This is a genomic window from Methylocystis rosea SV97 (assembly GCF_000372845.1).
GTDB lineage: Bacteria > Pseudomonadota > Alphaproteobacteria > Rhizobiales > Beijerinckiaceae > Methylocystis > Methylocystis rosea.
In genome coordinates, this window is sequence record NZ_KB889963.1 from 42745 (window position 1) to 64367 (window position 21623).

Here is a 21623-nt window from a genome sequence, read left to right on the forward strand (position 1 = left end):
GATCCGAGACGGTCTTGCAAAAGCGTGTTAACGGGCACGGGAGCGTTCCTCAGCCTCGGCGCGTATCGCCGCTGCGATCGGCAGGGTTGAAATGAGGTCGGTGGGTTTTGGAAGCGACGCCGGCGTCTCGTCGAGGCGATTCCACCACCCGCCGCCGAGCGCCTGCATCAGCGCCGCGGTATCCGAGAAGCGCGCCGCCTGCGCCTGGACGCGATTGAGACGGGCGTTGAGCAGGGTCTGCGCGGCGTTGAGCACCGTCGGATAGGTCGTCGAGCCAGCCAAATATTGGGCTTGCGAAATATCCAGGCTTTCGGCGGCGGCCTTTTCCGCCGCAACCTGCGCACGCAGCGTCTCCGCGTCATGCTTGATCGCCTGCAGGGCGTTGGCGACATTCTGGAAGGCGCTGATCACGGTGGCGCGATATTGCGCTTCCGCCTGTTCCAGCGCGGCGAGCTTCGCCTCGCGCTGATGGAACAATCTGCCGGCGTCGAACGCCTGGCCGGAGATCTGCGTCGCAAGATTGTAGACCGAGGTCTGCGGCAAGAATAATTGCGCGAAATTCGAAGCCTGACTGCCGCCATTGCCCGTCAACGTCAGCTGCGGCAGCATATTTGCCGTGGCGACGCCCACATTGGCGCTTGCCTGTTGCAACTGCGCCTCCGCCGAAAGAACGTCCGGACGCTGGCGCACTAGATTGGACGGCAGGCTGAGCGGCAGATCCCGCGGCAGATGCAGATGCTCGATGTCGATCGCTTCGCCCTTATCGTCATTGGGAAAGCGGCCGAGATAGGCCATGAGCTGATTGCGCGTCTGCGCGCGCGCTTTTTCGAGCGGCGGCAGCGTCGCTTGCGCCTGAGCGACGAGCGCCTTTTCCGACACCACGTCGGCCGCGCTCACGGCGCCGAGCTCGAAGCGCTTCTGCAATATGTCGAGTTGCTTCTGATAGGCGGCGATGAGATCGCGCGTGACCTTGATCTGCGAGGCGTAGTTGGAATCGGCGATCGCGGCGGTCACCACATTGGCGGCCAGCGCCAGATAGGTCGCCTCAAGCTGGAATCGCTGATACTCGGCCGCGGCGAAATCGCTCTCAACCGTGCGCATCGTCTTGCCGAAGACGTCGGGGGTGAACGACACGGCGACATTCGAATTATGGAGCGTGTAGAGCAGCGCCGTCGGCCCGCTCGACGAGGAGCTTTGCGAGAAGCCGCCGAATTGCGCCGTCGTCATTTGCGTGCGCGCGACGCTCTGGCTCAGAGTGGCCGAGGGAAAGAAGGACGCCGCATCGGCTTCCGTAGTTTCGCGCGCCTGGCGAAGCGCCGCTTCCGCGGCCGCGATGTTGGGATGGTTGGTCACCGCCTCAGCCACCAGCGCCGAAATCTGCTTGGAGCGGAACAGTCGCCACCATTCGCCCGGAATGTCGCGGCCAGGAACGAGCTTTTGCGCGCCGCCGCCCGCGATGGGCGCTGACTGGGTGATGTTCGCTGGCTTGCCCGTCGCATAGCCCGCGTCCAAGGGCGCCTCCGGCGCGACAAAGTCGGGGCCCACAGCGCAGCCGGAAAGAAACGCGGCAAGCAGAAGCCCCAGCGCTGCCGCCCTGCGTTTCGAGCTGATCAATGTCCCTTGGCGTCGATCGCTCTGGGCGATGTTTCGCGCCTTCGGGCTTTCGAGCGCAAGAGCGAGGCGATCCCCCACATGAGGGTTGAGCAACGGCCGGGATATTTGAGGCGCCCTCCAGCTCATGTCGGACCCAGGTTAAACTGAACGGTTCAGTTTTATGCTTGCCCTTTGGCGCGTGTCAACGTTAAATTGAACTGGATCGTTTAGTTTGAAACTTTTCAAAAGTGGGCCGATAGATACGTCACACCCCACGGCGACAGGCCGGGTTGAGCCCGGCGAAGGTGCGAGAATGAGCCTATGGTGCGGGGCAGAGCCTTGAATGAAAGCCAGAGTCCTTGCGGCGTTACCGCTACAAAGATTGAAATTGAGGACCCCGCCATGAAGAGCCCGTCGGCGGATCATGCGACGGCAGGATCGACAGAGGCGCATGTTGCGGGACGGAAGGAATGTTCCGTGATCGAGGCTGCGCGAAAATTATTCCTCGAACAGGGCTTCGCGGAGACGAGCATGGACGCGATCGCGCGGTCCGCTTGCGTGTCGAAGGCGACGCTCTACGCTTACTTTCCAAGCAAGGAAGCTTTATTCGCCCATTTGATCGAAGCGGAATGCCGCCTGAAAGCGAGCAGGCTGAAGATGCCCGATCTCGACATCGGCCTTGTCGAGGCGCTTCGAAGCTTCGCGCGTCAATTTGTCGAAGTGTATTTGACGCCGGAGTCGATGGCGTTTTTTCAGGCGATTTCCAGTGAGCGCATGCGCTTTCCGCAACTCTGCAGGCTCTTCTTTGAAAGCGGGCCGAAAAACGAGCTCATGCGCGTCGCCGCCTTGCTCGAAGAGGCCAAAGACCGCGGCCTCTTGACGTTCTCAGACGCGACAGAAGCCGCGAGCCATTTTTTGAGTCTTGTCCGCGGAGACCTGCCGCTTCACACCGCGCTCGGTCTCGAACCGAGAGCCGAAGCCTCGGTTAACGCGATGGTCGATGCGGGAATCGATGCTTTTCTGAGAGCATATAGGCGAGAGGGAACTTCGCGCGTTGCAGCGAGATGTCGCAATAAGACCGCTTCAAACTAATTGTACGACGCGATTGCTATGGGCGAAGCATGACGAGTAAACCGCCAATTCGATGGATATTCTTGCTTGCCGCAATCGTCGCGGGCGGCTGCTTCCCATGCCGGGCGGACGATGCGACAGCGGGAAAGAAAAGTGTAAACGAACAATCCGTTCCGTCACGCGGTCTGCCCGCGGAAGTCGTCACCAACCATACGATCACGCTCGGCGGCGAGAAGGTGGCGTTCACGGCGCGAGCAGGCGCCGTGCATCTGCGGGACGCCCAAAGTGATGCGCCGCAAGCGGATGTGGCCTATGTTTCCTATGAACGCGCGGGCGCGGAATCGCTCATGCGGCCGGTTGCTTTCGTCTTCAATGGCGGACCCGGCGCGGGCTCAGCGTGGATGGGCCTGGGCGCGCTGTCGCCATGGCGCCTTCAGATGGCCAACCCGCTCTCGCCATCGGCGCCGCCCACAATCGTGGAGAACGCCGAGAGCTGGCTGAATTTCGCCGATCTGGTGTTCGTTGATCCGCCGGGCACAGGCTACAGCAAGATCCTTGGCGACGGCGAGGATCTCAGGAAGCGATTCTTCTCGGTCCAAGGCGATGCCGACGCGCTTGCCGTGGTCATTCGCAGATGGCTGACCACACATCGACGCCTTGCCTCCCCCAAATATCTTGTCGGCGAGAGCTATGGGAGTTTCCGCGCCGTCAAACTGGTGCACGCGCTGCGAGAGCGCGAAAGCGTAGGTGTGACAGGCCTCATTCTCATCTCCCCAGTCCTCGACTTCACCTGGTTGGACGCGCGCAATCTTCTGTCCTACTCAGCTTACTTACCTTCGTTTGCAGCAGTCACGCGCGGCGCAAAGGATCGAGCCGCACTTGCCGACGTCGAGGAATATGCCGGAGGCGCTTATCTGACCGATCTGCTCAAGGGGGTGCGGGATGCCGACGCTCTGTCGCGGCTGAGCGCCAGGGTAGCGCAATTCACCGGTCTCAACAGCAAGATTGTGTCGCAGCTCGGCGGCCGTGTGCACGTCAAGACGTTCAGTCGCGAGCGGATGCGCGACGACCAACGGATTCTGAGCGCTTATGATGGCGACGTCGCCGGCTTCGACCCCGCGCCCTTTTCGCAAGACAGCGACTGGGAGGACCCAGTGCTTGACACGCTACGCACGCCGTTGGGCGCCGCCATGAGCCGGATCGTGACCGAAAAGCTAGAGTGGCCAATAAACGACGCGCGATATGAAATCCTCAATGCGCAAATTGCGCACCAATGGGATTACGGGCGCGGTGGGCGCGTCAACGCGGAAGCCGTCTCAGACCTGCGCGAGGCGTTGGCGCTCGATCCGCGGCTCAAGGTTCTCATCGTGCACGGAATTACCGATCTCGTTACGCCCTATTTTGCGACGAAACTCTTGCTGGACCAGCTTCCCGCCTTTGGCGATGGTTCGCGCGTGCAGTTCGTTGTTCTGCCCGGCGGGCACATGCCTTATGTGCGGGATGAATCCCGTCGGGCTTTACGCGACACGGCGCGAATTTCTGTTGAACGGAATTGACAAACAACGCCGACGCCGACACTTCGAGGCGCGTTCGAACAGCCTCCGTTCAAACATCCAGTCATGCAATGCGACGATCGAGTAAATGACGTTCGATTTCGATCTTCGCAAACTCGGAAGCAGGATACGGCCAATGGCCCTCGACACTCGCAGCGCGTGGAAAGGCTTTGTCGCGGTCGCTATCGCCGCCGCGATGGTATTCGCCGCGACGATGTTCCTTTTCCAGGCGGAAAGCGCGCCGATCAAAGTCGGAATTCTGCATTCGCGCACTGGGCCGATGGCGATCAGCGAAAATTCAATGGTCGACGCGGAGCTGCTCGCGATTGAGGAGATCAATGCGAAGGGCGGCTTACTGGGGCGCAAGATTCAGCCGATCATCGCCGACGGCAAATCCGATTGGCCGACCTTCGCGAAAGAAGCCGAGCGCCTGATCACCGAGGAACACGTATCCGTGATTTTCGGATGCTGGACCTCCGCAAGCCGTAAGACGGTTGCGCCCATTATCGAAAAATACGGTCAGCTCCTGGTCTATCCCATGGCCTATGAGGGACTCGAACAGTCGCCCAACATTATCTACACGGGCGCGGCGCCCAATCAGCAGGTCATTCCGGCGATCAAATGGAGCCTCGATCACATTGGCAGAAAATTCTATCTGATCGGCTCAGATTATGTTTGGCCGCACAGCATCAACGAAATTATGAAGGACACGATCCGCGCGCTAGGCGCGGAGCTTGTGGGCGAAGACTATATTTTCTTCGGAAGCGCCAACGTCTCTCGGGCGGTCCAAAAAATCAAGCTGGCGCAGCCGGACGTTATTGTCAGTTCAGTCGTGGGCGATTCCAACAAGGCGTTCTATCGGGCGCTGAGCGACGCTGGGCTTTCCGCTGACAAGGCGCCGGTTGTCTCCGTCAGCATCGGCGAGGAAGAGCTTCGCAGCCTACCGATCGCCGACCTCCAAGGCCATTACAGCGCCTGGAGCTATTTCGAGGCGATCAAGAAGCCGGCGAACGAGCGGTTTGTTCGCGCCTTTCGTGAAAGATATGGCGCCAACCGTGTGACGGGCGACGTTATCGCGACCTCATACTTCAGCGTCATCTTATGGGCGAAGGCGGTCGAGGAGGCGCAGTCCTTCGACGTGCAGAGGGTCAAACGCACCATGCTGACCGAGACCCTCGATGCGCCCGAAGGTCTGGTGTCGGTTGATCCCTACACGCAGCATACGTGGCGGTCTTTCTCTGTCGGTAAAATTCAACCTGATGGCCGAATCGAGCTTGTCTGGACGATCGATCGTCCGATCCGTCCCGTGCCCTATCCGCCCACCCGCACGAAAGCCGAGTGGGAGGAGTTTCTTGCCGCCTTGTACAACCGATGGGGCGGCAGATGGGCTAATCCGACAGAGGCGGACTGATCCATGAAGCTCCCCAGGCTCGATTTCCTCCGGCGCTCCATCGGCGCCAAGATCATCTTCTGGTTCCTTGCGATCAATATCGTCTCCTGCGGCCTCCTCGCCTGGCGAACTTATGACATTTCGCGAGAGTCTCTCGAGCAGACGATTCAGACGTCGTTGCAGGTTGTCGCCAAGAAGAAAGTGGAGCAGCTGGAGACTCTGACGCTTGAAAAAATCAGAAGCGTCGAGTCGCTGATGCACAGCGCCTCAATTGGCGAGGCCACAAGGGAATTTTCCGAAGCCATAAGGACGAGCGGGAGAGACTCGGAGTCCTATCGCCAGGCTGTCGCGAAACACGGCCCGGTTCTCAAGCGTTTTTCCGACACGTTCAACTATGTCAACTGCGCGATCGTCTCGCCCGAAGGCTTCACGCTTTTCGAGCAATCGGACCCTGCCCTTTTCAACCCAAATTCGCTCGGCGGACCGCTCAAGGGAACGGAGCTTTCGGACACGCTTAATCGGGCGCGCACATTGCTGCAGGCCGAAATTTCGGCGTTTCAGATCTACCCCGGGCTGAAAGAGCCTGCCGCCTTTATTGCAGGGCCCATTCTGGAAAACGGCGTCGTGATTGGCGTCGTCGTCTTCCAGCTCGATAATCAGGAGCTTTACAGCCTCATCAACGACTACACGGGTCTCGGCGAGACGGGAGAGGTGCTCGTCGCCGCCCGCTTGGATCAGGGCCAAATGGTCGTGGTCAATCCGCTGCGGCACGACGCTTCTAAGGCGTTCAGCATCAGAGCGCCGCTCGATGGCGGCGCTTTTCCTGCGCTCGCTCGGGCGCTCGCCGGCGTCCACGGCTCGGGCCTCTTCGATGACCTCGAGAACAGGCCCGTCGTCGCCTCGTGGACCTACGTTCCCTCATTTCGTTGGGGCATGGTCGTACAGCAGAGCACGAAGGAGGCCTTCGCGCTCACCAGCGCGCAAAAGGAGGCGACGCTCTGGCTGCTCTTTTTCATGATTCCGCCGATTATCGCTCTGGCCATGGGCGTCGCGCGCACGATCACCAAGCCCATCAAGACCGCTGTCGGCGTCGCCGAGAAGGTCGCCGCGGGGGATCTCGACGCAAATTTCGAGATCGGCAGCCGTGATGAAACGGGGCTCCTGCTGAGGGCGATCCGCTCGATGACCGTGGAGCTGCGCGGCCTTTACGACTCCATGGAGGACAAGATCCGGGCGCGCACGCGCGAACTTCAGCTCGCGAACGAGGAATTGTCCGTCGCGCGCGTGGCGGCCGAGGAAGCCAGCAAGACGAAAAGCGCCTTTCTTGCAAACATGAGCCATGAGCTGCGCACACCGCTCAACGCCATCATCGGTTATAGCGAAATGCTTCAGGAGAACGCGCTCGACAACGACGACCCAGAGCCGATCGAAGACCTGAAGAGGATCGAGAGCGCGGGCCGGCACCTGCTTGGCCTGATCAACGATATTCTCGATCTTTCCAAAATCGAAGCCGGAAAGATGGAGGTCTTCATCGAGAGGGTGGAGATCAGGCCTCTCGTGAATGAGGTCCTGTCGATCGTTCAGCCCCTCGCCGACAAGAACGGCAATGCGCTGGAGCTCTGCTGCCCGGACGACGTGGGCGGCTTTTTGTCCGACGAAACGAAGGTCAAGCAGTGCCTGCTCAATCTCATGAGCAATGCAAACAAATTCACGAGCCAGGGAAAAGTCACTTTGACCGTCGAGCGAGACGCCGACGCTTCCGTGATTTTTCACGTGTCCGACACGGGGCTCGGCATGACGCAGGAGCAGCTTTCCCGCCTGTTCCAGGCTTTCACTCAAGCCGACGCGTCGACCACGAAGCGCTTCGGGGGGACGGGGCTGGGGCTCGCGATCACCAAGCATTTTTGCGCAGCGCTCGGCGGCGACATCTCCGTTGGGAGCGCGCTGGGCGCAGGCTCGACCTTCACGATCAGGCTTCCGGACCGGCAGGAGCCCATCGCGACGAAGAAACGAGCCGAGCCGACTTCGTCCCGGCCTCTCCCGACGATACTGGTCGTCGACGACGACGCGACCGCGCGCGACCTGCTCACACGAACTTTGGAGAACAAGGGCTATCACGTCATCGCCGCCCGTAATGGGCTGGAAGCGCTAGCCCTGGCGAGACAGCACAGGCCGAATGCGATCACGCTAGATGTGATGATGCCCCAGCTCGACGGCTGGAGCGTGCTCAGGCAGCTCAAGGAGGATGATGAGCTTCGGAACATCCCCGTCATCATGGTGACGATTCTCAACGAGCGCGCTCTGGCGATTCCGCTCGGGGCGGCGGAGCTTTTGACAAAGCCCATCGACCGTCAGCGCTTGACGGCCCTGATGACGCAATATTGCGCGGCATCGAGCGAAACGACGGTGCTCATCATCGAGGACGACTCCGCGACGCGCGAGCTTCTTTGCCGCTGCGTTTCGGGCGCTGGCTACACGGCCGAAGCCACCATCAACGGGCAGGATGGGCTCGACTGGATCGCTGAAAATCCGGCGCCGGACCTGATCCTTCTCGACCTGATGATGCCAAATCTCGACGGGTTCGGTTTCCTGAGAGAATTGCGTAAGCGCCGCGTCTATGACCATTTGCCGGTCATCATCGTCACGGCGAAAGATCTCAGCGAAGAGGATATTTGCAAGCTGAAAGAATTCGGAGCCGACATCATCACGAAGGACCATGACTATCTTGAGGAGCTGGTGACGATTATGCGTCAGTGCCTCAATCCCAGCGCGACGGACGCCGTCCAAGCGCATTGACATCGGAGACAGGGTCGGTGGTGAAGATTTTGCTTGTCGAAGATAATGAGATGAACCGGGATATGCTGTCGCGGCGCCTCAGGCGAAATGGCTATGAAGTCGTGATCGCCATAGACGGCCAGCAGGGCGTCGACATGGCCGCCGCCGAATCGCCCGATCTCATCCTGATGGACATGAGCCTGCCGGTCATCGATGGCTGGGAGGCGGCCCGCCGGGTCAGAGAAAACGAAGCGACGCGCAAGATTCCGGTCATCGCCCTCACCGCCCATGCGATGGCGGGGGACCGGGAGAAGGCGATCGAAGCGGGATGCGACGACTATGACACGAAACCTGTCGAGATCACGCGACTTCTGGGCAAGATCACGGCCCTGATTCAATCTGGCGCTTAGCATCGTCTGATCAATTGTCGTCTCGAAGCCTCCGTCTCCAGATGCACGGCCGCGTTCCTGTCGCCGTCATCGTAGAGCGAACTCTGGCGACCCCACCGGTTGAACCATTTATGAGAAATGCGACTCACGCATCTTGGACAGCGGACGTTGGCGCGTTCCGGTTTTCTGGGAAAATAACATGACGTCGCATGACTTCCGGCCGTCCGCCGACAGGAGCGATCGCGCACTGCTCGCTTATGTGCAGCAGGAGCTGAGCGCGCCTGCAGAGGCGATTGCGGGCTATGCAGAAATTTTGCTGGACGAGGCCGAAAGGAACGGTCACGGGGAATTTCGTGACGACCTCGAAAAAATCCACGCCGCCAGCCATTCGCTGATTGATGTCATCGCGTCACTCGTCAGTCGGTCGCGCGAGCCGACACACGGGCCAGGCGAGGATTCCGAGGACTATCGTCGCCACTTGCGGCACGATCTGCGCACGCCCATCAACGCCATAAAGGGATATGGCGAGATGCTGCGCGAAGACGCAGCGGGCATTGACGACACGCAGGCGCTGGTCTCGGACCTCAATCGACTTTTAGAGGAAGCCTCGCGCCTGCTTGAGCGTATCGACGGCCTGGTCAGTTTTTCACTCCCCGAAACCGAGGCGCGGGCGGACGCCGAAGTCGGCTCGGGACCTGTGTCCGCCATGGTCGCTCATCGCTTCGTCGCCTCTGTCCAGCCGATCTCAGAAGCCGAAGCCGACAGTGTCGCCGTACGGCCGAGCCGTATCCTCGTGGTCGACGACAACGCGTCCAATCGGGAGCTCCTGAAGCGCCGACTGGAACGACAGGGCCACTCTGTCGCGCTGGCTGAAAATGGGTCTTGCTCGCTGGAGATGTTGAGGGAGGCGCCCGTCGATCTCATTCTCCTCGATCTGCTGATGCCGGATATCAGCGGCTTCGATGTTCTTTCGATCCTCAAGTCTGATCCTGCATTGAGAGACATTCCAGTCATCGTGATATCGGCCTTGAACGAGATCGACTCCATCGTCAGATGCATCGAAGCGGGCGCCGATGATTATCTCGCGAAACCTTTCGATCCGGTGCTCCTTCGCGCGCGTATCGGATCGTCACTGGAGAAAAAGCATCTACGGGACCGAGAGCGCGAGGCGCTCGAAGCGTTGCGCATCGAAAAAGAGCGCTCCGAGCAGCTTCTCCTCAATATTCTTCCGGCGCCGATTATCGCGCGCCTGAAGAGCGGCGAAACGGTCATCGCGGATCATGTCAGCGACGTCACGATTCTGTTTGCGGATTTCGTCGGCTTCACCGAACTCTCCTCCAGGCTGCCGGCTCCCGAACTTGTTGGCGTATTGGGAAGCGTTTTCTCGGCGTTTGACGGGCTCGCGCTCAAATTTGGCGTTGAGAAGATCAAGACGATTGGCGACGCGTACATGGTCGCTTGCGGGCTCTTCGGCGATCGGGGCGATCACGCGCACGCCGTCGCGGACATGGCGTTGGCTATGGCCGAAACACTGGACATTCTTAACGATACTTTGCCGACGCCCCTCGAAATCAGGATGGGCATAAACTCCGGCGACGTCGTCGCGGGCGTCATCGGCGCGCACAAGTTCATTTACGATATCTGGGGCGATGCGGTGAACGTTGCGAGCCGGCTGGAGTCGAACAGCCTTCCGGGCCGCATCCAGGTTTCAGCATCGACCTACGAGCATTTGTGCAGGGACTTCGTTTTGGCGCCGCGCGACGGCCTCGAAATCAAAGGCAAGGGCGCGATGGAAGCCTTTTTTCTGACCGGGAGAAGGTAGGCGCAGCTCCCGGTTGCTCAACTGTTCTTCTCAGGATGCATGCTGCTGCCGGTCACGCTTCTCGGTAGAGCAGAAGCAGGAGGCCCGATAAGAGGAATGCCATGGGCCAAACATAACCAGCAATTCGACCCGCGGAGGTGTCCGACAAACGTATTTCCAGCCAGCGCGCGCTCGCGGAGACAACCCCGAGCAACGCGATAGGCGTATGACTGATCGCGACCAGAACCTCGTCTTTGCCTTCCGTGTGTCCATAGTGCGTCAACAGAAACGCTGCCGCCGCGCCAGTTGTTATCGGGAAGACGAAGGCTGGCCAGTCTGATTTAAAGCGGCCTCGTCGAACCTGCCATTCGAATATCGCAAAGGTCGCAATAAGGACCACAATGACTTTGTGTTGGACGATCTGAGGATCACGAAGGCTTTCGAAGAACCCTATGGGTCCGAGGGGCCATGCGGTTTCATCCGCGCGAACCACCAAAATGCCGCCAAGCAACAAAAATAACAAAGGCCAATGACGCGCCGCCGACGCGGTTTGGCGATGGCGCTCAAGCAACGCGAAAAAGCCCATGAGGACAACAAAAACGCCCGCCAAATGATGATTCATCTCCGCCCAGGCAATGTCCGCCGCGCTGGGGGGGCTAGGCGTTGCTGGTTCGGCTACGCTGGAGACGTCAGCGGGCGTTTGCGCAGCGGACAGCTCGGCATACGCTGGACTATAGAAACTCGGCCAACGCGGCGCAAAACGCGCCGTGATCTCAGACAGGCTCGTGCGCTCCGCGCCGTCTGTCGGGAGCGACGCAGATGCAAGAGCGGCGGCGCAAAACAGCGTAACGAGGCCCAGTCCCACCTCCACCTCAGAGAAACGTAATAATCTTCTGATCGGCGTGGAAGAAATCCGCCACAGTTTGCGAGTTGTTGAGAGATTCGCGGCGGCAAAGCACAGCAAGCCAAAGAGGAGCACGATTTTAGTGCTGAGCAGCATTCCGTAATTCGTTTCATACAACGCGCTGAAATCCGAAAAGTGGCGCGTCGTCATCAGAAGGCCGGCGGCGATCAATGCTCCCACAGACCACATGGCGTTCCGGGAGAATTTGGAGACGATCAATCGCCGCGCCGCACCCTGCTTCGTCATTCCGAGCGCGACCAAAAGGAACGGAATGCCGCCGATCCAGATCGCCGCTGCAAGCACATGCACAATCTCGGTTGTCACCAGCAACGCTGAGGCGACGGGCCGGCTCGCGGCATGTGTCACGCCCACATGCGCACACGCCAGCAGCAACGCTAAGGCGACGGCGCCTCCTCTCCACTTGAAAAAGGCGCTTGCGCCGAGGCGGGCGTAAAGCGCCAGTGCGCCCGACAGGATCATGGCGATGAAATGACTGACGACGGCGTCGGCGCTGGCTGCGACCGCAAAATCCACCTGCAACGTTCCGACGAGCATCGCGGTCAGCACGCCCACGGCAACGATCTCGCCGAAGACCGAAGCACAGCAGCTCCAAAAAATGATGCGCAGGCAACGTCGCGCAATCGGCGCCTCTTCGGCGTCTAGTTTCCCGTCAACAGGGGACAGAACAAGCGTCAGAAACGCTATGCCCCCCACGATGATCGCTTGCGTCGCGAGGAGATATGCGCGCAGCACGAGGTCCAAAAAGCCGTACAACGCAATGAAAGCTTGCATAATCAGCGTTCCACGCGGAAGTTCAGCCTGCCTTGCGTCAGATGGCCGTCAACGCTCAGTATTTGCCACTCGAGCGTATACGCGCCCGACCGCAAGTCCGGCGCTCTCGCTTTCAGGCCCTCGGATACTGGGCTCGTTTCGAGAGGCTGAACGACGCTTGGATCTGCGGCCTTGAGAAGCGTGAGACGCGAAAGCTTCGAGTCAATACGGCTATTGAACCGAAGTTGAATGACGACTTCTCCGCTTGGAACCGTTGCGCCATCCTGAGGCGAAGCTGAGATGAGAGCCGCATGTGCGAGGCAGGGAACGCGCGCAAGCGCGAACGCCATTATAAGCGACAGAAGAAAGAGTAATCTTTTCCGTGGGATCATCGTAAGCTCTAATTGAAAACCACAGATTTCCGGCCGTTGACCGTCATTGCATTTAAGTCACGCGCGTATAGCGACAAGCGGAGCTCGTCGATGTTTGTTGCGGTTTCTCCTCGGGCGTTTTGCCGTTGCTGATGCAATGACGAAGGCCTTTGTCGTCGCCGTAGAAGGCTCGTAACCGAAGCCCAATGCGCGAGGCCTGCGCCTTCAGCGCAGCAGCCCTCATACGCAAGGCCTAACGCTTTTTCGACGAACGACAGGAAAAGTTCGTGCGGCCATTGTCAGTTTCGATGGGTGAACCAGTTCAGAAACAGGTTGATGAGCAAGCAACGAAAGCGCCTGTTTGGCCTCGCATGGTTCAGACGCCGGCCAGCGCTATCTGCTGATGCAGCTGAAGCGCGCCGAAATGGACGAGATTACTTGAGCACGCATGGACGCTGGCTCGACGATCGGCGAGAACTTTTGAAATATTGCTCATGCCGGGCGCGACGGAGACGGACTTCTTTCGCCGCGCCGACATGTTGGATACGCGCGTCGGCCAGGCCAGGAAGGCGAGCGCGGCCGGCGTCCCGCGTGACGGGTTCGAGGCGATGATGCAGGGCCAGGCGCAAGTCGTCAGCGGATCGAGGAACAAGATTTCCGCGACGTTCATACATGCTATGCCCGCGACCTTCCTAGCCAAACAGCATCGCAGGATGGCCAAGCCGGGCTCTGCGCGGCGCTAGTGGTTCGCGTCATCGATTTCTGAGTCTCTGTCTCTGCACAACAGCGATCAAGGTGTTTCGTGGCCGGGAAAAAGATGGTCGTCAAAACTACGTTGTGCTGCTGAGCGCGAAGGAGCGCGAGCAGCTTGCATAATTGATCCGCTCGGCAAGCCTTCAACGCGCTTGTTGAAGAAAGCGGGCATTCCTTTGGAAGGCGAATGTCTTGCTGACAAACGTTTCTGAAGGGCAGGCGCGATGGTCGTACCGATATTTTCCTTTGGCGATAACCCGATCTGGTTCAAGCTCTTGATCGGCGCCATCTGCCTTTACTTCCTGGGTCGATCCCTGCGCAGCGAAGGCTTTTACAAGATCGGGAGTTTCGTGCGTTCCGGGGGGATCATCGCTTTCATTCTATCGGGGCTCGCCTTGCTTTTTTCGCTCATCCCCTTTTGAGCCGCGCTGCACGAACAACCCGGCCAGCAATCCCATCAAGGCTCCCACTGGCCCCGTGACGAAGGCAGATGTCATCACGATCTCAAGATCCTTATCGTGCACGTTGCCAGAGAAAAGCGAGACGAGGACTCCTCCCAGGGCTGCTCCAGCGGCATAGCCGGCCAGCAGGCCTAATATTGAGAAGAAGACTCTACGCATTTTGACTTTCTCCTCTGGCCTGTATTCGGCCGAGTAGGACTTTGTGCGACTCTGGCTGACGTTCCTACCAGAAAACGAACGAACGTTGCGTCCGGACAGCATTCACCTGATTTAACTTGCGATGCTGGTCTCCGGCGCGACCGATCCACGCTTTGGCCGACGCGAGTGGATCAAACCCATTTCGACGTATCGTGACACTGACGGCTTTGGTGCGACTTGATCGCTATTTGATGATCCCATCCTCGAGGTTGATGATGCGATCGGCGATATCCAATATTCTATAGTCGTGGGTGACGATCAAAATCGTCGTTCCATTCTGCTTGGCGAGGTTTCTCAATATTTCGACCGCCTCATGGCCGCTATTCTTATCGAGAGACGCGGTCGGCTCATCTGCGAGCACGATCTTCGGCCTGGAAACCAAGGCGCGCGCGATCGAAACGCGCTGGCGCTGTCCGCCAGAAAGCTGCTGGGGCCGATACTCCAGACGCTCCTCCAGTCCGACCTGAGTCAGAATTTGACGCGCGAGCCCAACCCGTTCCTTTTCAGAAAATAGATCATGCAGCTCAAGCGCCATGCAGACGTTCTCTGTGGCGGTCAGCGAGAGGAAGAGATTATGCTGCTGAAAAATATATCCTGTCTGCCGCCGCACAGCGATCCGTGTGCTGGTTTCGCTTCGCACCAGTTGCTCGCCGAGCACGACGACGCTTCCGGAGGTCGCAAGCCTCAGCCCTCCCAAAATGGTCAACAGCGTCGTCTTTCCCGAGCCAGAGGGCCCGGTGAGAATAACGATTTCGCCGGTTTCGATGGAAAGATGAATGTTTGTCAGGACCTGACGACGCAACTCGCCTTGTCCAAAAGCGAAATTCAAACCCTTCACGTCGATCATGCTCATGAGAACATGTCGGCCGGATCCGTCGATTTCAATTTGCGTATCGCCAGCAAGCCAGCCAGCGCGCACATTGTCAGGATGAAAAAGAAGACGCTGGCGATACGCCCGAGCGTCATTGGGAACGGGATGAAAATAGAACGCTCAGCCACTTGATACAGCAGCGTGGACAGCGCCATGCCCGGCAGAAATCCGAATACGGCCAGATATATCGACGAAGCAAAGACAATGTTTCGCAGATAAGACTGGCTGTATCCCATGGCCACCAGAGTGGCGTATTGCGGAATGTTGTTTCCGATATCCGTGAACAAGATCTGATAGACGATCACCATGCCAACGATCAGGCCCATAAGCGTGCCGAAACCGAAAATGAAGCCGAGCGGCGCCGAATTCTCCCAATAGGCTTGCTCGAAGCGGACGAGCTCCTCATAGGTCAAGACCTGCACTTCCTGCCCGACGAGTCGCAGGAGTGCGGCTTGCGCCGCGGCGATGTCGGCGCCCGGCGCCAGCAGGACGAAGCCGATATCAATCTGATCGAGGGATCGCGAAGGAAAAACGCGATGAAAGTTGAGATCGCTCATCACGACGTTGCCGTCGGCGGCGAAAGTGGTGCCCATATTGAAGGTGCCGACGAGCTTTACTTTGCGACCGTTTATTTCGGTGATGTCGCGCCCGGAGGCGATCAACTCCTTTATCGGACCAAACTCCGGGCGTGAGGTCACGTCGAAGAGCGCCGTATCCTGCCGCTGCAGCTCGGATCTGAACGTCGCAAAGTCGTCAATATGAATGAGCTCGGCCGTGGGATCGTACCCATAAATCATCAGCGTCCGCTGGATATGGGTATCCATATTCTTGAATTGTCCGAGCGACATGTAGAGGGGCACGACTCGCCGCACTGCTGGAAGGCCCAAGGCGCGCATCAGGATGCTTCGTTCGAAGGAGACGGGGCGCCAGAGGGCTTCCGTCTGCTTGTGCAGTAGAAACAGCTGGCCCTGCATTTTCAGCGGCGCGGAAGACGCGCTGGTGTAAAGCGAATCTCGAAAGCCTAGTTGCATGAACACGAGCACGCAGGCGAACAACACGCCCAAAGTGGCGGCAAGCAGTTTGGGCTTGTCGTAGATGAGCTGGCGCCACGCCAATCGAGCGGCGAAGAGCGCCGGGGGTACACCGCTCACTTTTCTATTTGCACCTGAACCTGACGGAAGAGCTGGTGCCAAAGCTGCTCGATGCCTGGACGCTCCAAAGTCAACCGCACCTCAACGATCCTATTGTCGCGGTCGGCGAGCGGATCAGCGTCGTTGACATGATTTTTGCGGACGAGAAAAGCGATCTCACGCACCTTTGCCGGATAGGGCGCGGTCCGCTCCGGAAGTTTTACAATCGCCTTCTGACCGACTCTGACCCGTGGAATGTCGGTCTCGTAAACTTCGGCGACGACGTCCAGCTCGTTGAGATTGGCAATGTCGGCCACTCCGTTGGGACCGATGCGCTCGCCGGGGCGCGCATTGATCTTGATGACGACGCCGTCGATCGGCGCGGTCGACACCGCCTGCGACAGCTGCGCCTCCTTGAGTTCCAGATTGGCCTCGCTCTGCAGTACGCTCGCGGTCGCGACGTCGACATCCGCCTTGGCCTTTTTCAGGCGCAACTCGACGCCATCGACCACGGAAAGCGTGGCGGAGCCGGATTTGTATAGGCTCTTCTTGCGCTCGGCGTCCCGCTGGGCGCTCTCGAGTTCGGCCTCGGCAGCAAGGCGGCGCGCCTTGGCGGCGCTAATTTCCGCCGCAGCGAGCGCCACTTCCGCTCGGCGACGACGCCAGTCCGAGAGCACCGCGATCCGGGTCCCCGCCTTGATGGCCTGGCCTTCCCGCACCAGTATTTCGCCGACCACGCCGCCGGTCGCGGCCGCCTCGTTCGAGACTCGGATGAGTCGCGAGCGCGGTTCGATCCAGCCCAGCGCGCCAACGCCGAGGGCCGCGGGAGCCCACGCCGTCTCCTTGATCGGTTTGGCGGGCGCGTCGTCGGCGCCCACGAAATACGCCCACACGAAAAGCGGCAGGCCGATGGTCAACGCTGCGATGAGAAGGATCTGGTGGATCGATCGCAGGGAAATGCGATTCCGCAGCAAACGTTCCGCCCGATGCAGAGCCGCGCCATCCGACACTCCGAAACGAAATTCGTGGTTCATTTCACCCGCCATGCCGTTTTCGGGATTAAGACATTGCCGCCGCAACCCTCAGACGCGCTCTGTTCCAGGCTCACCTTCGACAACGCAACCGCTTATTCCTCGTCCTGGACGCCTGAGCCTTTGCGATATTAACGCCGCGGCGGACTCCGCGCCATCGTTTAATGCGATTTCATTAGCGACCGCCCTCGCACAGTCAGCATAACTAGCCGACGACAAGAGCCATTCAATGTTCCGCGCCAATTGATCAGCGGAGACGTCTTTAGCCTTCAGCGTACGCGCAACGCCAAGTCGCCTCAGGCGCTCAGCGATATCGAATTGGTCGTTACAGAAGGGGGTTACGAGTTGTGGCTTGCCGGCGCGAAGCGCCTGCCCCACAGATCCCATTCCGCCGTGATGAACGATAGCGCAACATCTGGGAAACAGCAGCGAATGCGGGACGTAGCCGTGCACGGAAATCTCGGAAGACATCTCTTGGCGCAATTTGTTCACATCGGCGCTATCCGCCAAAAGAATTGCACGCCTGTTGAGGGATCGAGCTGCGATGGCGCAGGCTCGAAAATAGTCTATCCGATCGATCGCGACGAGGCTCCCAAGCGTGAAGACGATCGGTTCGGACCCTGAGTCCAAAAATTCTATTAACTCAGACGGAAGCCCCTCCGGGTCCGACGCGCCCGCTGGCGTGTTGCACCCATCGTGGAAACTATGTCCAACAACAATTTCCGACCTTGTCCGCTTGGAAGCCGGGGGCATGAGGAGCGAGCTAAACAACCCGATCGTCGCCGCTGCGCCCGGAGCGCCCACCAAAAGCTCAAAACCGCGCACGCGAGGCAAACCCAGTTCATCTCTGAATCGCGCGAGCGGCGAAGCCAGAAGAGTTAACCCCGCTTCGAGCGTTTTTATCAGGAGTCCGTTGTATCCGACGGCGAGCGGCGACGGAGATATAATGAACGGCGCCGGCGTCCCTAACGGAGGATTTTCCGCAGAAAACAGCAGCATGGGCGAAAGAAACACGTTGAAGAGAGGAAGATTCCGCTGTTCTGCGGCGGCCTTAGCGCCGAACGCTAAGCAATGCGTCGCAACTCCATCAACATCCTTCGTCAGTTCCATGACGTCACGGTAGGCGTCGCGAAGATGTGGAAACATCACCTGATCGAATAGGAATCTTTTACTCCGCGACATTTTGGTCGCGATCTCGCCCTTCTGCATATTCAGCCGAGATGAGATTTCTCCGAGATCCGGTCGCATAGGCCGGAAGTCCAGCCCTTCGCTCTGCACCACATCCCGATATTCTTCGGACGTGGCGATGACAGGGACGCACCCTTGCCGCTGCAGGGCGCGCCCTAGTCCAATAAACGGATTCACATCGCCAAGCGTGCCAAAGGTCGCGATAAGGATCTTCGGGCGGTCTAGGGCCATTGGATCACTTCTTTTTTGGCGGCGCGACTCGAGACCAGCGGCCGCCGAATTTTATCGAAACCGAAATGGCGCGCCATCAGCCAGTCCATGAGGCGCGCCGGTATGAGCAGCTGTGCGTAATAGTGTAAGGCGCTGCTGCCGAGCACGAGGATGCGCAGCGGCGGCCGCGACCCGACGAGCGCGCGATGGACCGCTTCGGCCACAAGCTCTGGCCCGACTGCGGTGCGCCCCTGGTCCACCGCCCATTTCTGCACGCGACGCGCGGCTGGGCCGTAGATCGTCCGGTCGAAGGCGTCGAAGGCGGCCGATTCGGCCTTGTCCCAGATGGGCGTGGCGATCATGCCGGGCTCGATCACCACGACCGCGATCCCATAGACCGCCAATTCGCGGCGGAGCGCGTCGGACATGGCTTCGAGCGCGAATTTCGAAGCGCTGTAGGGTCCCATCAACGGCCCGACCATCCGGCCCGCCACCGAGCTCATGTTGACGATGCGGCCCGGCGGCTCTTCCTGCGAGGCGCGGGCGCCGAGCAGCGGCGCGAAGGCCTGCGTCACCCGAATCTGGCCGATGACGTTGACCTCAAGCTGCCGGCGCAGCTCCTCGATCGGCACATGCAGCAGCGGCCCCGCCACGGCCATTCCGGCGTTGTTGACGAGCCCCGCCAGCGTCCCGCCCTGAAGCCGGTCCTCGACCGCAACGGCTGCCCGCGCGACCGCATCGCCGTCGGTCACATCGAAGAGGAGAGGCGCGTAATTTTCGCCGAATTGCGCCTTCAGACGTTCGGCGTCGGCGGCCGTGCGCACCGAACCGAAAACCAGGAAGCCCCTTTCGACGAGCAACTTGACGCAGGCTTCGCCGATGCCCGTTGATGCGCCTGTAATGACGACGGCCCGCTTCGCGCCTTCGCTCATGCGGAAATCCCCTGCGCTTCGAGCAGCCGCGTCAGGGCTTCGCTCATTGCGGCATCCCCTCGCTCATCCGTCCGCCGCCCGGCGATGGTTGCGGACGGGCCTCGCTGAGCCGCGCGAGCCTTAATCCTCGCTCTTCCAGCATGTCCGGTAGACGCGGCGAGAGCAGGAAGGCGAGCTCCTGCTCGCGGGTGACGGTCACCCAGTCTTGGGCCCTGAGCTCGTCGTCGACATGGCCGGGATGGCACATGACGAGATGGCGGCGCCCCGGCGCGCGAAGATAGGTCTCGAAGGCGCGTGCGTAGTCCTTCCCCGGATCGAAAACCGAGTGGCCGGAGAAACCCTCATTGGTCACGAAGCCCTGACGCAGCGCGGCGCGGCGAAAACCGGAAGACAGGCCCTGAACAGCAAGCGCCAGGGCGAGCGTTTTGGGCGCATGCGCGCCGCGCAGGACGATGCGATGGAGCTCGTCGCCGGCGTCGCGCAGCCAAACCCGACCGGCGAGCCCTCGAGCCGCCAAGGCCTCGATCAACGCGTCGCGGACGCCCGGCAGCCCATGCATATGTTGATGGCCGTCGACGTAATCCGGCTCTCGGCCCATCACCGTCTCGAAGCGGTCCAGCTGGCGATCGATCTCAGCGCGTATCTCAGCCAGGGGAAGCTTGCGGCGCAGGGCGAGGCGGACGACGGTCGAGACCGGCGGAAAGCTCCCCTCCGAAGTGAAGGTCGGCATCGGTCCCAGCGGGCGGCCCAGCGTGAGGTTGAAATGCAGACCGACGTCTGCGTTCCGGCAGCGCCGGCGCAATTCGACCCCCATGGCGGGCCAGCGTGGGCCATTCACCAGGGCGGAGACCGCCGTCAGCCGGCCGGCGTCCAGCGCCTCGAGAATGCCGATGCTCACCCCGTAGGACAGGCCGTAATCGTCCGCACAGATCGCGACGATGTGGTCGTCGCTCATTTCTCCCGCCCTTCGACCGCGCGCGGCCGTTTGGAAAACAGTCGCCGGAACGAAGGACCGGGATCCCGGCGAATGAGAGAGGCGCGTCTCCACTCCGCAAGGACTCGTGATCGACGCTGGCTGTTTGAGCAACGCGCCGCGATGCAGCAACCGACGCCATAGGCGCCGGTGACAGTGGCGGGCAATGTCTTGAGCATCATCGTGAGCTGCTTCAGTAGGTGAAGGAATATGCCGAAAATGACATGCCCGCACTGGCGACGACCGCGGCAAGCAGGTCTCCACGCGCGACACGTTGTTCTTCGATCGCGAAGGCCATGGCCGCCGGCACCGAGCAGGAAACGAGATTGCCGCAACGCGGATAGACGTTGGACACCAGATGCCGCAGCTTGAACAGATCGGCGAGGTCGTCGCCCGCCTTTTGCGACGCCGCGTGAGGGAAAATCGCGCGGAGCTTGTCCAAAGGCGGATTGAGATCTTGAAACACCTGGATGAGCTCGGGGCCCGCGGCCTCAAACAACTCGTAGCCGTAAGACGTAAACCGGTTGCCGTTCTTGCCGATGCGCTCAGTCTGGTTGCAATAGCCCTGAAAGCCGTTGACGGGGATCGTGCACAGATCGGCGAGATCGGGCCGGGAGCGGAACTTGAACTTCCACTCGTTCGTCGGATCGGCTGAAAGGATGGTCGCCGTGGCCGCCTCGCCGATCGTGTAAGTCGGGAACGTCCAGGTCAACTCTCCCTCGTGCCGCAGGGCGAAATTGCCAAGCCGATTGCCGGTGACGCTGAACTCGGCATTGACGATCATCGCTCGCTTGCTGCTTCCGGACTGCAGGAAGTGATAGATGATCTGCGCCCCCCGCGACCAGCTGTTGCAGGCGTCCAGCACATCGAAGCAATGCGCATTCTTAAAGCCCAGCGCATGCGCCACGAGATACGCGCCAGCCGGCTCGATGAATCCGCGTCCGACGCCAACATAGACGAGCGTGTCGATGTCATCTTTGGTGCATTTCGCTTCTTCGAGCGCCGCGTCGATGGCGCCGGTCAAGACGCTCAACGGCGTTTCGTTTTCCTCAAGCGTGTAACGCGTCTGCGCGCCGCTGTAGGTCAGCCAGCTCTCGATTCTCTTTATCGCCGCGTCGAGATCGCCGTCATACGTCGCTTCGCTGCTTTCACGGACAATCTGAAGGATGTCTTCATTCGACAGCTTGCGCGACGGCAAGGCGGCCTTCACGGCATCAATGCGCATTTCTTATGTTCCTCGAACTCAGCAGGTGCAGAT

Annotated in this window: 19 protein-coding genes; 6 read left to right on the forward strand and 13 right to left on the reverse strand. The window is 60.0% G+C overall.

Features of this window, described 5'->3' with window-relative positions; all coding sequences use genetic code 11:
- Positions 1–27: 27 nt before the first annotated feature.
- Positions 28–1692, reverse strand: coding sequence for an efflux transporter outer membrane subunit (locus A3OO_RS0100205; protein WP_018405813.1), 1665 nt, complete (start codon positions 1690–1692; stop codon positions 28–30).
- 303 nt (positions 1693–1995) lie between these two features.
- Here A3OO_RS0100205 and A3OO_RS0100210 point away from each other — a divergent pair, with 303 nt between their 5' ends.
- The 6 genes from A3OO_RS0100210 to A3OO_RS0100235 all read left to right on the forward strand — a co-directional run bounded on the left by A3OO_RS0100210 (position 1996) and on the right by A3OO_RS0100235 (position 10593).
- Complete coding sequence (locus A3OO_RS0100210; protein WP_018405814.1) at positions 1996–2685, forward strand: TetR/AcrR family transcriptional regulator; 690 nt, start codon at positions 1996–1998, stop codon at positions 2683–2685.
- A gap of 62 nt (positions 2686–2747) precedes the next feature.
- On the forward strand, positions 2748–4220 hold the full coding sequence (locus A3OO_RS0100215) for a S10 family peptidase (RefSeq protein WP_018405815.1): 1473 nt from the start codon (positions 2748–2750) through the stop codon (positions 4218–4220).
- Between the two features lie 133 nt (positions 4221–4353).
- Positions 4354–5628: an urea ABC transporter substrate-binding protein gene (locus tag A3OO_RS0100220; protein ID WP_051080366.1), complete on the forward strand. Its 1275-nt coding sequence runs from the start codon at positions 4354–4356 to the stop codon at positions 5626–5628.
- Positions 5629–5631: 3 nt separating this feature from the next.
- Entirely contained in the window at positions 5632–8403 is a 2772-nt protein-coding gene (locus A3OO_RS0100225) for a response regulator (RefSeq protein WP_018405817.1), read from the forward strand.
- Positions 8404–8420: 17 nt separating this feature from the next.
- The gene (locus A3OO_RS0100230) at positions 8421–8792 is read left to right on the forward strand and encodes a response regulator (RefSeq protein ID WP_026222544.1); all 372 of its coding nucleotides are present in this window, start codon (positions 8421–8423) and stop codon (positions 8790–8792) included.
- Positions 8793–8970: 178 nt separating this feature from the next.
- The gene (locus tag A3OO_RS0100235) at positions 8971–10593 is read left to right on the forward strand and encodes an adenylate/guanylate cyclase domain-containing protein (protein ID WP_018405819.1); all 1623 of its coding nucleotides are present in this window, start codon (positions 8971–8973) and stop codon (positions 10591–10593) included.
- Between the two features lie 52 nt (positions 10594–10645).
- Here the strand turns inward: A3OO_RS0100235 and A3OO_RS0100240 are convergent, their stop codons facing one another.
- From A3OO_RS0100240 to A3OO_RS0100295, 12 genes are all read right to left on the reverse strand, one after another.
- A complete protein-coding gene (locus A3OO_RS0100240; protein ID WP_018405820.1) occupies positions 10646–12268 on the reverse strand; it encodes a copper resistance D family protein in 1623 nt (540 codons plus the stop codon).
- A gap of 2 nt (positions 12269–12270) precedes the next feature.
- Positions 12271–12639, reverse strand: a complete 369-nt coding sequence (locus A3OO_RS0100245; protein ID WP_026222546.1) for a copper resistance protein CopC — start codon at positions 12637–12639, stop codon at positions 12271–12273.
- A gap of 355 nt (positions 12640–12994) precedes the next feature.
- A complete protein-coding gene (locus A3OO_RS23355) occupies positions 12995–13288 on the reverse strand; it encodes a hypothetical protein (RefSeq protein WP_018405823.1) in 294 nt (97 codons plus the stop codon).
- 120 nt (positions 13289–13408) lie between these two features.
- Complete coding sequence (locus tag A3OO_RS23360; RefSeq protein WP_156824711.1) at positions 13409–13660, reverse strand: hypothetical protein; 252 nt, start codon at positions 13658–13660, stop codon at positions 13409–13411.
- A 91-nt stretch (positions 13661–13751) separates the two neighbouring features.
- Entirely contained in the window at positions 13752–13991 is a 240-nt protein-coding gene (locus A3OO_RS22795) for a hypothetical protein (protein WP_156824712.1), read from the reverse strand.
- A 223-nt stretch (positions 13992–14214) separates the two neighbouring features.
- Positions 14215–14883 carry an ATP-binding cassette domain-containing protein gene (locus tag A3OO_RS0100265; RefSeq protein WP_018405825.1) on the reverse strand — a complete coding sequence of 223 codons (669 nt, stop codon included), beginning with the start codon at positions 14881–14883 and terminating at the stop codon, positions 14215–14217.
- Positions 14880–16094 (reverse strand): ABC transporter permease DevC, encoded by a 1215-nt coding sequence (devC, locus tag A3OO_RS0100270; RefSeq protein ID WP_245257064.1) that lies wholly within the window; start codon positions 16092–16094, stop codon positions 14880–14882. Before devC ends, A3OO_RS0100265 begins: the two co-directional genes overlap by 4 nt.
- Positions 16049–17065, reverse strand: coding sequence for an HlyD family efflux transporter periplasmic adaptor subunit (locus A3OO_RS0100275; RefSeq protein ID WP_051080334.1), 1017 nt, complete (start codon positions 17063–17065; stop codon positions 16049–16051). Before A3OO_RS0100275 ends, devC begins: the two co-directional genes overlap by 46 nt.
- Positions 17066–17113: 48 nt before the next feature.
- A complete protein-coding gene (locus A3OO_RS0100280; protein WP_018405828.1) occupies positions 17114–18481 on the reverse strand; it encodes a glycosyltransferase in 1368 nt (455 codons plus the stop codon).
- Entirely contained in the window at positions 18472–19392 is a 921-nt protein-coding gene (locus tag A3OO_RS0100285; protein ID WP_018405829.1) for an SDR family NAD(P)-dependent oxidoreductase, read from the reverse strand. Before A3OO_RS0100285 ends, A3OO_RS0100280 begins: the two co-directional genes overlap by 10 nt.
- 43 nt (positions 19393–19435) lie before the next feature.
- Positions 19436–20347 (reverse strand): ChbG/HpnK family deacetylase, encoded by a 912-nt coding sequence (locus A3OO_RS0100290; protein ID WP_040573509.1) that lies wholly within the window; start codon positions 20345–20347, stop codon positions 19436–19438.
- A gap of 211 nt (positions 20348–20558) precedes the next feature.
- Positions 20559–21590 (reverse strand): 3-oxoacyl-[acyl-carrier-protein] synthase III C-terminal domain-containing protein, encoded by a 1032-nt coding sequence (locus A3OO_RS0100295; protein WP_018405831.1) that lies wholly within the window; start codon positions 21588–21590, stop codon positions 20559–20561.
- Positions 21591–21623 lie beyond the last annotated feature (33 nt).